General features: G+C 59.9%; 8 protein-coding genes and 1 tRNA gene. 2 read left to right on the top strand and 7 right to left on the bottom strand.

Features of this window, described 5'->3' with window-relative positions; translation table 11 throughout:
- Window positions 1-692 (top strand): OB-fold nucleic acid binding domain-containing protein (locus EN990_RS21700; protein WP_245469200.1); only part of this gene is annotated, 692 nt, incomplete at its 5' end.
- Between the two features lie 95 nt (window positions 693-787).
- Here the strand turns inward: EN990_RS21700 and EN990_RS21695 are convergent.
- The 4 genes from EN990_RS21695 to EN990_RS21680 all read right to left on the bottom strand — a co-directional run bounded on the left by EN990_RS21695 (window position 788) and on the right by EN990_RS21680 (window position 3,398).
- Window positions 788-1,027 carry a Trm112 family protein gene (locus EN990_RS21695; protein ID WP_127388386.1) on the bottom strand — a complete coding sequence of 80 codons (240 nt, stop codon included), beginning with the start codon at window positions 1,025-1,027 and terminating at the stop codon, window positions 788-790.
- A gap of 9 nt (window positions 1,028-1,036) precedes the next feature.
- Window positions 1,037-1,708, bottom strand: a complete 672-nt coding sequence (locus EN990_RS21690; RefSeq protein ID WP_013528774.1) for an LON peptidase substrate-binding domain-containing protein — start codon at window positions 1,706-1,708, stop codon at window positions 1,037-1,039.
- A gap of 106 nt (window positions 1,709-1,814) precedes the next feature.
- Complete coding sequence (gene trxA / locus EN990_RS21685) at window positions 1,815-2,816, bottom strand: thioredoxin (protein WP_063169575.1); 1,002 nt, start codon at window positions 2,814-2,816, stop codon at window positions 1,815-1,817.
- Between the two features lie 84 nt (window positions 2,817-2,900).
- Window positions 2,901-3,398 (bottom strand): prolyl-tRNA synthetase associated domain-containing protein, encoded by a 498-nt coding sequence (locus tag EN990_RS21680; RefSeq protein ID WP_127384857.1) that lies wholly within the window; start codon window positions 3,396-3,398, stop codon window positions 2,901-2,903.
- 254 nt (window positions 3,399-3,652) lie between these two features.
- On the opposite strand from EN990_RS21680, the gene EN990_RS21675 reads away from it, so the two are divergent.
- Window positions 3,653-3,727, top strand: a tRNA-Gly gene (locus EN990_RS21675).
- A 189-nt stretch (window positions 3,728-3,916) separates the two neighbouring features.
- Here EN990_RS21675 and EN990_RS21670 read toward each other — a convergent pair.
- From EN990_RS21670 to EN990_RS21660, 3 genes are read right to left on the bottom strand one after another with little or no spacing between them, the layout of a single operon-like run.
- Window positions 3,917-7,273: a DUF499 domain-containing protein gene (locus EN990_RS21670; protein WP_127367955.1), complete on the bottom strand. Its 3,357-nt coding sequence runs from the start codon at window positions 7,271-7,273 to the stop codon at window positions 3,917-3,919.
- Window positions 7,274-7,282: 9 nt separating this feature from the next.
- The gene (locus EN990_RS21665; RefSeq protein WP_127367956.1) at window positions 7,283-10,198 is read right to left on the bottom strand and encodes a DUF1156 domain-containing protein; all 2,916 of its coding nucleotides are present in this window, start codon (window positions 10,196-10,198) and stop codon (window positions 7,283-7,285) included.
- Window positions 10,195-11,016: a hypothetical protein gene (locus EN990_RS21660; RefSeq protein WP_127367957.1), complete on the bottom strand. Its 822-nt coding sequence runs from the start codon at window positions 11,014-11,016 to the stop codon at window positions 10,195-10,197. Before EN990_RS21660 ends, EN990_RS21665 begins: the two co-directional genes overlap by 4 nt.
- Between the last annotated feature and the right edge of the window lie 13 nt (window positions 11,017-11,029).

The following is an 11,029-nucleotide window of genomic DNA, read 5'->3' as shown; positions in this document are numbered from 1 at the left end:
GTCTTGATCGTCGCGAAGCCTTGTGGGCGGTGCGCGCGCTCGACGGCAAGAGCGCCGCCGAAAGGCTGCCGCTGTTCGACCAGCCGGCGCTTCGCCTGCGCGAGCTGGAACCGGAGACGAGGCTGCCGAAAATGCCGCTCGGCGAGCATGTCATCCACGATTACCGCGCGCTCGGCCTGTCGCTGAAGGCGCATCCGGTCGCCTTCCTGCGCGAGCGGCTCGACCGCGCCGGCGTCATCCCCAATGCGAATCTTCCTTCCGTGCGCGATGGCAGGCGCGTCTCGGTCGCCGGCCTCGTGCTGGTGCGGCAGCGCCCCGGCAAGGGCAATGCGATCTTCCTGACGCTGGAGGACGACAAGGCGGTGGCCAACATCATCTTCTGGCAAAGAACCTTCGACCGCTATCGGCCTATCGTCATGGGGGCCCGGTTCGTCAAGGTCACCGGGAAATTGCAGTCGGAATCGGGTGTGGTCCACATCGTTGCCGAGAAGATCGAGGATCTGACGCCCTGGCTGACCGTGCTTCTGGAGAAGGTCAGCGAGGCTGCACCAGTGGTTCCTCCGAGAGACCTCGCCAAGGACGGTTCGGATCGCTTCAGCCCCGCCAAACAAAGCGCGCCGATCCGGCAGGATCTCGCAACGCTGTCGGAAGAAGCGGAACAGGTCATGCCCAAGGGGCGGAATTTTCAGTAGGCAAGGCCATGCCAAGAACGGAACGAAAGCGGACGTCGGCGATCCTTCGCGCCCCCTCTGTCCTGCCGGCCTATTGGGTACAAGAAACGTGCCCCTCAGCCCGGCCCACCCAAACGTGGCGGTGGCGGGGCCAGCACATCCTCCACCGAAAGCGTCCGCGCCTCGGAAGGCAGCATGATCGGGATGCCGTCACGCACCGGATAGGCAATCTTGGCGACCCTGGAAATCAGTTCGCCGCGCTCCGGATCCCAGGCCAGCGGCCCCTTGGTCAGTGGGCAGGCCAAGAGTTCCAGCAGCCTGGGGTCGACCTTCTTCCCGTCACGTCCGTCCGCCATCGCGCCCTCTTACTGCAAACTCGACCCAAAATCCTCATTCTCGCGCGCCAGCGCCATTTCGGTGATGGCGATCAGCGTCTCGGCCCGGGTCTTCAAATCCGCCGCTTCGAGCAGCGCCTGTTTCTCGGCTGGCCCGTAGGGCGCCATCATCGACAACGCATTGACCAGCATGGCATTTTCGGCCCGGCTGACGCTTTCCCAGTCGGCCTCGAGGTCGTTGGCCTGCAGATAGGCGCGAAATGCCTTGAGCAGCGATGGCCGGTCGATCTCGTTGCCCGCCTGGTCCTCATCGAGATCGGCAAGGAAAGGCGAGGGCTTGCACTGGCGAAACGGCGTCTTGACCGTCAATTCATGGGCGATGCGGAACCGGCACACGCCCTGCAGCGAAATCAGGTAACGGCCGTCGCCGCTCTCGGAAAAGGCGATGATGCGCCCGGCGCAACCGACATTGCAGAGTTCCGGCTCGCCGTCGTCGCGCAAGGCCCCGTCGAGACTGGGCTGGATGACGCCGATGAGCCGCGAGCCGGCGATCGCCTCGTCCACCATCTGCAGATAGCGCGGCTCGAAGATGTTGAGCGGCATGCGGCCTCCCGGCAGCAAAAGCGCCCCCTCGAGCGGAAAGATAGGGATCGTCGACGGCAAATCCTTGGCGAGCCGGTAATGCGCGTTTCCCGCTTGCACCTCATTCCTCCGATCGCGCCATCAAAAAGCGCGTGAGTTCTTGGCCCTAATCTGGCGCAATCATCGCCGACGCCAAGCCCGTGCGGCAAAACAACCGGCAGCCGGCTCAGGAAAACAGCAGCGCCGACAATTTGCGGCGCGCGGCCAGCGTCGCCTCGTCGGTCATGCCCCAGGCCTCGAACAGCTGCAGCAATTGCGTCCTCGCGCCATCCTCGTTCCAGGCCCGGTCGGCCTTGATGATGGCCAGCAGATTGTCGGCGGCGGCCGTACGGTCGCCGTTGGCGTTCTGGATCATGGCCAGATCGAAACGCGCCTGGTGATCTCCGGGATTTTCCGCAAGGCGCCGCTCGAATTCGGCTGGATTGCCGAGAGCCGCCGCCTGCGCCGCAACCGCCATCCTGGCGCGCAGGGCTGCCACCGGCGGCGCATCCTTCTTGGCCTCCGGGGCTGTTGCCAAAAGCGCCTCGGCGCCTTCCGTGTCGCCGGCCTCGAACAGCAGCTCTCCCAGTCCGGCGATCGCCTCGATCGTCTCCGGCGCCTGCGCCAGGATGGCGTCATAAATGTCGGCCGCGGTCTGCATGTCGCCGGCGTCGCGCGCCTCGGTCGCCGCAGCCAGAGCTTCGGCCACCGGCGGCGCGCCATTGCCCTTGCCGCCGACCTTGGTGATGAATTCGTTGATCTGGCTCTCCGGGATGGCGCCCATGAAGCCATCGACCGGCTGGCCGTCCTTGAAGGCGATGACCGCCGGGATCGACTGGATGCCGAGCTGGCCGGCGATCGACGGATGGTCGTCGATGTTCATCTTGACCAGCTTGACCCTGCCGCCGGCGGCCTTGACCGCCTTCTCCAGCTGCGGCGTCAGTTGCTTGCAAGGTCCGCACCAGGGCGCCCAGAAATCGACCAGCACCGGCTGGCGGCGCGATTCCTGGATGACATCGGCGGCAAAGGCAGCCGTCGTCGTGTCCTTGATCACATCGGCGGGAGCGGCGGGCGTATCGCCAAGCGCGACTTTCGCCGGCGCCGGCGCGGTTCCACCATACTGCACCGAGGTGGTGTACTGGCCGCCATTGCCGCCAAAGGGGCCGCCGAACGGATTGTTGTCGCTCATCTCTTTACCCTTCCGTGGCGCCGCCGGCCGGCGGCCAGGCGCCCTATGCTTCAGACCATCGGTTTTAAGCCATCCATGTGGCGATCACGCGGAGACTTTCAAGATAGCAGCATCGTGCCCGGTTGCCTCGACGAATCTGATCAGGTCGCTCGCTGCGATCGATGTCGTCGCCTCATTGGTCAGCGGATGCCCATTGATCACCGCATGCTCCATCAAATCCTTGTCGAGCACGAGCTTGACCCTGTTTGCCGTGTCGTTGATGATGCCAAAGACCGTGACGGCGCCCGGCGTGACGCCGAGCAGCTCCATCAGCATCTCCGGTTTGCCGAAAGAAACCCGGCTGGCGGCGCCGATCACTTGGTGGATCTGCTTCAGGTCGACGACCGCGTCCTCGCCGACGGTGACCAGAAAGAAATTGTCTTTCTTGTCCTTCAGGAACAGGTTTTTCGTGTGCCCGCCGGCGATCTCGCCGCGCAGCGCCTGCGAATCCGCGACCGTGTAGAGCGGCGGATGGCGCTTCGTCGAGGCGGCAATCCCGAGTTCGGCGAGAAAGGCCATCAAATCGGTTTCGGTCTTCGGCATCGGTTTCGTCTTCGTCCCGTTTCTCTAGCCAGCCGTTTACGGCCAATGGGGCAGCCGACACAAGACCGTCATGCGACATCACGGTGAGCGGCACCCGCCCTTTGCGGTGGCGCCCCCGCCGCGTGCCACTCGCGCGCCCGCCGGCGGCTTGCCGGCCTCGCTTGCCGGGTCGTAAAAAAGCCTGCGATTTCCCTGTTGCAATCGCCGCGCTCTTCAGCCATATAGGCCCGGCTTGCGGCCAAGACGCCGTGCGAGCGGGTGTAGCTCAGGGGTAGAGCACAACCTTGCCAAGGTTGGGGTCGAGCGTTCGAATCGCTTCACCCGCTCCAAATCTTCTTAGATTTGAAAAGCATAAAGGGCCCGGGTAACCGGGCCTTTTTGCTATCTGGCGCCGGGGAGCGCCAGGGGGAGTGCGTAGATCGGCACAGTCACCCGCGCGGTCGACATGTTCAGTCAATTTTCGGGCAGGCCGACGCATCTCCGTGAAATTCCGCTTTCTAACTTTCATTAAAGCTGAATCAATCTTCAAAGCCGGTTGATTCGGATTTGAACTTGAGCTGCCGGGCGTTGTCGCGAACGACGCTAACTTCACTGTCTGCAAAGCCGTCGCTCGCTTCGGCCTCGATTTCGAGCGTTAGTTTCACCTTCGCACTGTGTGTGCGCTGAAGCTCCATCACCACGGCATTGAGGATCGCGTCAAATGATTTAACGGGGCGGACCATGTCGAGCTCGACAGAGCCATAGAAACGTCGAGGTTTGCCGGGTGCGGACGGTCTTGTTCCGCCAGGGTCGGGACTGCCCGGATGAGCTGTCGAGCCAGGCAATGCCCCTGGCTCCAACCGAGGCGCAGGGACGCCTTCTTCGTTTAGTTGCTTCTGCGCCTCCGCTTCCCGCACGATCATCGCCGTTAGAGACGCGAACTCCGGTGGGTTCTTTGCCCAGATCAGCCTATGGTACTTTCCCGTGGCCTGGTCGAAGCCATCGGCATAACCGAACTGTGGATCGAGTTTCGCAATAGCATCGCGAACCGAGCCTTCCAGGACGATCCTATCGCGCAATTTCGGCAGATAGACATAAGCCGCAAACCAATCGGCGATTTCGGTAATGGATAGGTGGGGGCGATCATCTGGCCAGATCGGCTTCAGCGCGTGCCAAAGCCGCTCGGTGCCCAGCTTTTCAAGGACAATCCCGTCGGCCTTTGTCTTATCGTAGACAACATGTGGGATCGCGGCCCTGTCGCGAGAGGAGATCAGGCTATGTTCAAGATCGAAGGGCTTTCCGGGGGTTTCGCTCTTTACCGGATAAAGTATGTGGCTCCAGGCAGCGCGGATCGCTTTCAGCGCCGACTCGCGGTTGGTCTTCGCCTTATCCTTGGCATCGTCGGCTTGCGTTCTTGTTGTCTGCGATCGGAGGCGACCTTTCTCGTTGTTCACGTCATGGTCGATCGAAGCCCACGCCATCGCTTTGCGCATCACTTCCCGCGCGGTGTCTAGGTTCGCTTCATCAGGAGCGACGAAGATAAGCGTATTCCGCAAGCGACGTTGGGAAGCACGGCACCTCATTAGTGCATCCGCCACGGCGTCACTCGCTGGCGACATTGCGGCTCCTCTCCCTGCGTGAACCAGACTAGGATTCAGGATTACAAGCGAAAGCGAATGCGCTTCGTCGATCGTCACCGGATCGTCCGGCGCGGCGAAGACGCGATGGAACCCGCCTTTGCTGGCTGCGTCCTCGCGGAGCACTTCGGTGATTGCGGCATCGACTTCGTGATCCGGCAGCGCTTTGGCGCGATCGTCAGCTAGGCGGTTCAGGGTGGGCTGGGTCGAAAACCAATAGCGACCCGCCTCTTCATAGAGGTAGGTCGCCTTCTCGGTGAGTTCGCGAAGTGCTTCGCCGAAGATCGCCAGTTGGTCGCCAGGCTCGGCGCAAGCAAGGCGCAAGCCCTGGCCGGTGAGACCGGCATTCGGTTGGCCGACTAGCGGTGCCGTGCAAATGAATACCGACCGCGCAGCGCGTGTTGCGGCGCGCAACTGCGAAATCCTTCTCGAAGGATTTGCTTCCATTCGGTTAGGCAAAGACCCTTCACCATCAACCTCCTTATCGACGACTGAGCCGAAAGCCGGATCCAGGGGATAAAGAACGCTCACGCGCACCCGCTCGTGCGCAACCGGCACCCGAGCGGGTGTTATTAGCGGGTCACGCATCTGGCCATGCCAGAGCACGCCCACGACATTGGCCATGAAGCGCAGAACGCCGCGCGTGCGTTGGAACTTTTCGAGGCTCGCCCAATCCTTCGACAGCCGATCGAACAGCTCCGGATGGATCGGATAGGACAGGCGGAGCAGTTCCAGATAGCGTGCTTCCCTGGCCTCAGGCGGGAACTCGGCCGGGTTCTTTTTGTAGAGATCGTGAAAAGCCCTGACTGTTTCGTCCCGCGCCATCTCGCCTTCGGCATCAAGGGGCTGGAACAGACGTCGCCGGATGATTTCGTAAGTTTCATCGCCAGAAGCTGGTAGCCATGCTGATTGCACACGGCCGAAAATTTTCTCGAGACGAAGCAGCGCGGCCTCGCCGCGCGGTCCGCCGGCCTCGGCTTTGCTCTCGACCAGCGAGCCGACGATCAGGATGCCCGGGACCATCTTTGCCGCTTCGGTGAGCGACTGGATGAAGGAGAGAAAAGCTTCGAACCGGTCGTCGTCGAGCTGGCGGGCGAACATGGTCAGCTCATCGAGCAAGATAACGCTTGGCCCAGCAAGTTTGAAGACTTCAACCATGATACGAGAGCCAGGGCTCGTGCGAGCTGCTTCAGCTTCTGCGACAAGCGCAAGTCCCGGTTCGCCTGCAAGGCGCCATGCGATATATCCCCAAGCCGTATGAACCCGAGGTCCCTCGTTCAGTTTAAGGCTAACGTCCGGGCCATCGGCCGAACCGACGAACACAGCCATCTTGGGCTTCGGCAGCGAATTCACACCCGCACGATCAAGTATATCGCTTAAACCCGGCAGCCCGCGCGGATCGCCTCCGTCGCGCAGATGCTTCACGAGGTGGAAGATCGCGAGCATCGTGTGCGTCTTGCCGCCGCCGAAAGCGGTCTGCAGGCCAATCACCGGATCGCCACCATTGGCGCCAAGTCTTTGTGTCGCGGTGGTTAGTACGCGTTTCAAGCCTTCGGTCAGGAAAGTAATTCCGTAGAAAGAGTTCGGTGTCGCATAGCCTTCGCCGGCATAGCCAGCATCCACCGCAAAAAGATCGGCAGCGAACTCGGCCTCCTTAAAGCGGTTCGCAATCACGTCCGGGTGTGGCAAGGCGACATCGATCCACGGCTTCAGCGCTTTGGCTACACCACTTTCGGAATTGAAGCTCATCTGCTGAGCCGATCCCGGCTCTACTGTAAGCTTAGGCTCTGTCGGGGTTGCCGGGTCTATCCTGCCCGCCTCAATGCCTGTAGAGCGCTGGGCCCCATAGACGGCCTTAAGTGTCTCGATTGTCTTTTCCGGTGCCTTCAGGAGCATCGCTAGTTCGACAATCGCCCAGAGAAACGACAACGCTTCCGGGTCGCTCAGTGGCACATTCAGATGCGCTGTTGCATTGCGGGCTTCAAAGACCGTCGAGACAAGCCTGCGTGCCTTGTTAACATGCTTCCGATCGAACCGCGCGCCAAATACCTCGTTCCAATTGTCGAGGATAGTTTTGCACAGTCCGTACACGTCCAGCGTGTCGTTCTGACCTTGTCCCGAAGAGCGGCTTGCATAATGCAGCCAGCGCTGCCCGTGCTTCGCCTCCATGTTCGCTTCGACGAAGCCGTCGAGCACTGACTTTAGCGTGAAGTCGAGTGTATCGCGGACCCGTTTGGTACCTTCGATCTCGTGCGACATGATCGCTCCTTAAAGCAACGTACCCTGTGCGGGCTTTCGTGAGCCATCCGTCGCATCTTTGGTAGCCAAATCTTCGAGCCTCGGCCATTCCTGGGCCAGTTCGTTGTAGACAAGCGCCTCGGCCGCCCAACCCTTCTGCGTGGCGATTTCGAACAGACGATAGGCGAGCGCCCGGGCTTCCGCAGCCTTTGGCCCCATTTCAGCGACGAGCCGACCCGCAGCAGCGCCCCCACCGTCCTCAGCGTTGAGGACGCGCGCAGTGTGCTGGACGCATTCCCAGACGGTGAGGGATTTGTCTTTGGCTGGTGTCCAGGCTTTTGGCAGTTCGTCGCGAGGCGTCAGCGCGGTCTTGCCCTTTAGGTCCTTGAATACTCCCGAATCGAAGAGTGCGTTCGTGCCAATATTTTTGGCGTTGGCGAGGGTGATCAGTTCGCCAGACGGACGGGCATCGAAGCCATAGGTTGCAAACCAAGCGAGAGCGACCTGCGTTTCCGCATCGAAAGCTGCATCGAGCTCTTGATCAATCTCTTCCCAGACTCGATTGATAAGCGCGAGTGCAGTCTTAACAGGCATGGCGCTGTCGTCGTCTTCCAGCACTTTGGCATAGCGCGAAAAAACACCCATTCCCGGGCCAATTACAGATTGCTGCATATCGACCGGGCCAACGCCTGCCTTGCGGATATCATCTATCGCATCCGGTAGCTCGCGGCGGAGCAAGCGGATGAATTCCGCCCTTGTGATTGTGTCGGCGCTAACGCGACGCTTGCGGCAAATAAGCACAATCGAGGATGCGAGGACGTTCAATTTGCCTTTCAAATTTCCTGTAAGTTCTGTTCTGATCGGCCATGTTCCATCAATCAGCAGCCCAGCATTGATGACGCCCTGAAGGAAGGAGGCCCATCCTGCCGAGCTTACACCTTCGGATGATGATTCAGATTGCTTGAACGCATAGTAGATGGCGAGGGGCTCGCTCTCGGTAGCGGCTTCACGCATTGCGCCTAGAGCTAGTCCCATGCCCTGCATGAAAAACTCTTCGGCACTTGCTCGGTTGGCATGCCTAAACGACGTCGCAACAAGCTCTTCTTCTTTCGGCGTCGTGAGTCGGCGAAAAAGGTCCGGCCAGATATTCTTTAAAGCGGGTCGAAGCCAAACGTAAAAGAAATCAGCGAGCGTAGCGTACCCAATATTGTCGTAATATGGGGGGTCTGTAGAAATTACCACAGGCCGTACTGGAAAGCTGTTCTTGGGAGCGTCGATTTGACTTACGAAGCCTGTTGCAGTTCCGATTGGCCAATTGGCGATTGATTTTACAGGGTACTCGACTTGATCCAGGAAATTGCCGGTTGATTGGCTGAAGAAATTAGTTTCAGCGAAATCCCAAGTCATTGCGAACGCCTGTCGCCCAAAAACCTGCTGGATTTTCTGGCTGGTATTGTCCCAAAAATTCAATGTGCAGCCCCTATTTACCTGTCGGCTAACGCTGAATGCTAGATAGGTGGCCACGGCGTCGGCATATGCACTTGCGCCTCGCCCGTTACTCCTGAGTGGTATCAAATCATCGCTAATCTCTGCCGACAAGGTGTCGGCTAAGACCGCCTCGCGGGCGCCTTCAACTAGTCCAGTCAGTGTTCTCAGTGAGATCAACTGTCGGTCCGTAAAAAGGTGTCCCCAAGTGCGCAAGCCATACGCGGAGCATACGCCTCCCGTTAGTTGGGCACGGGTTGGCGTAGCCGCAGACAGCTGATCCTCTCGAGCATCTTTTATATCGGGGTCATCAGACATCGACCTAGCAAGGGACTCGTCTTCTTCGAGCGGCGACAAGTAAACTCTGCGTCGATTGCCCTCGGCAACGATTGCAAGCAGGCGAACCCCAAGGCGATCGGCCTTGCCCTCGACTTGCACATAGGTCCTATCAATGACCGAGCCTGTCAGAACACACGTAAAGGCCTGGCCTTGGCCAGCCTTCGTTCCCTTCTTAAGCCTCTCTTGATCAGGCTTAGAAAGTGTCCCCGTCATGACTTTGAACCGGTAACCATCCTTAGCCGTTGGATCGATCTCGGGCTCAATCCACGCCTTTTTTCCCTCCTTAGTTGAGAGCATGAATGATGAGACTAGAGGAACCATCGCACCTTTCGCCGCCGGATCGGGAGAGCGGACGGTCCGAGCCCAAAGCCAAGCGATCACCGTCGCCTCTGAGCCATCTGGCAGTTTCGCCTTCGGATAGAGATGCCCAACCCGTTTCTCGGCTTCGTCGCGCATCCATTGGCCGTAGTAGCGCACATCCTCGGCGAGGCCCTCCGCACCTTTGCCGTTCCATTTGCCGCCGCGCGCGATCGCGACGCGCGATTTCGGATTCACCGGAGGCCTGCCGGCGAACTTCGGCGGGATTTCCACCAATGCCTTGCCAATCAGGACTGCGACTGGATTTAAATCCGATCCATAGGCACGCAGGCCGAGGCGCTGGGCTTCGAGCGGGATCGACCCGCCGCCCGAGAAGGGATCATACACCGGTGGCGCTTTGTTTTGCAGGTAGTCGAAGATGGCCTTGGCGTCGCCCTGGGCAGGCGGTTCTTCGCCAAGGCCCCAGGCCACTGAGCGCGCGATTTCCCAGCGGGCTGCGTTTAGGATCGTCTCGTTGTTCGAGGCTTCCCACGGCACCATAGCCTCGATGATACGGTGCAACCTCCGGCGCTCGACATCCTGGGCTTCCTCAGTCGGGAATCGATCAGGCCAGCTGGAAGGATCGTCCACTAGCTGCGCGAACAAAACTGCCCGGCACGCTGCCAAAGGGCGTCTGGCCCACCATAGATGCAGCGTCGAAGGGTGTCCGTGTCGGATCGATTTCTCTCGCGCGGAGGCAACGTTGATCGCTTCTAGGGGGATCGAAACCTCGATGAGTTTCTTACGCACAGCTTTCTCGTTCAAAACACTACCCTGACCGCCACTTCCCGAAGTGTCGTTCGAAATCTGTCGCGAACCTCCGGCGGCACCTGATCTAAAAGCATCTGGTTAATCGACTGATGGTCCGCATCGCTTCGTGTAGCATCAAGCTCAAAGACCCACGTAGACCAATCCTCGGCTCGGCGAGCCGCTATGACTCCGATGCCGTGCTTACCTGCGACAGCGAGGACAGCTTCAAGGTCGCCTTTCTGATCGTCATCCAACTCGTCGGGAACATTCACAATCAGAAGATAGGCGTAGTGCGCCTTCGATTTGTGAGACACAGCCTCATACACCGCAAGGACATCCAATGCCTCGAAGCGCTTGATCTCAATAGTTCGAACATCGCCCTCTGATCGGGAGGAAAATAGCCAATCCGACACGGTGCAGATAACGAGGTCGGGCCTGCTCCACCGCCCACCTGTCTGGCGGCGTCCTTGACCAGCAGTCACTGCTCCAAAGACATGCGTAAATCCGGGCTGCTCCGTCCAGTGGGCTAGGATTTGGTCGAGAGCGGGCTGATAGTAGTCATTCTCCAGACGGCGTTCTTGGGCCGCCGGTTCCTCTGGTTGAACCGGCGCGTCTATATCCACAGCCTCCGGCTCGGCAGGTTGTTCGACTAGATAGATTCCGCCATTTCGTCCTCGCCTTCGCTCAATACGGCGCTGATCAACGAGGTTTTGTTCTGCCTCCGAATATTCCTGCGTGGGCTCATCGTCTGGCAGCGCCAAACCCTGCCAAAGTTGAAATCTTGTGAGATGCCCCCCAGCCGCCCGCAAGAGATTGGCTATCTGCTCTTCCATATAAGCTCCTCGC

This window comes from Mesorhizobium sp. M7A.F.Ca.US.005.03.1.1, assembly GCF_003997975.1.
GTDB classification, from domain to species: domain Bacteria; phylum Pseudomonadota; class Alphaproteobacteria; order Rhizobiales; family Rhizobiaceae; genus Mesorhizobium; species Mesorhizobium ciceri.
The sequence above is the reverse complement of the archived record's forward strand: the minus strand, read 5'-3'. Positions and strand labels throughout refer to the sequence as shown.

What these genes read in the sequence shown, in the direction of transcription:
- EN990_RS21695 (WP_127388386.1), bottom strand. Translation starts at nt 1,027, where the DNA reads ATGGCGGACGGACGTGACGGGAAGAAGGTCGACCCCAGGCTGCTGGAA.
- trxA (WP_063169575.1), bottom strand. Translation starts at nt 2,816, where the DNA reads ATGAGCGACAACAATCCGTTCGGCGGCCCCTTTGGCGGCAATGGCGGC.
- EN990_RS21660 (WP_127367957.1), bottom strand. Translation starts at nt 11,016, where the DNA reads ATGGAAGAGCAGATAGCCAATCTCTTGCGGGCGGCTGGGGGGCATCTC.
- EN990_RS21670 (WP_127367955.1), bottom strand. Translation starts at nt 7,273, where the DNA reads ATGTCGCACGAGATCGAAGGTACCAAACGGGTCCGCGATACACTCGAC.
- EN990_RS21680 (WP_127384857.1), bottom strand. Translation starts at nt 3,398, where the DNA reads ATGCCGAAGACCGAAACCGATTTGATGGCCTTTCTCGCCGAACTCGGG.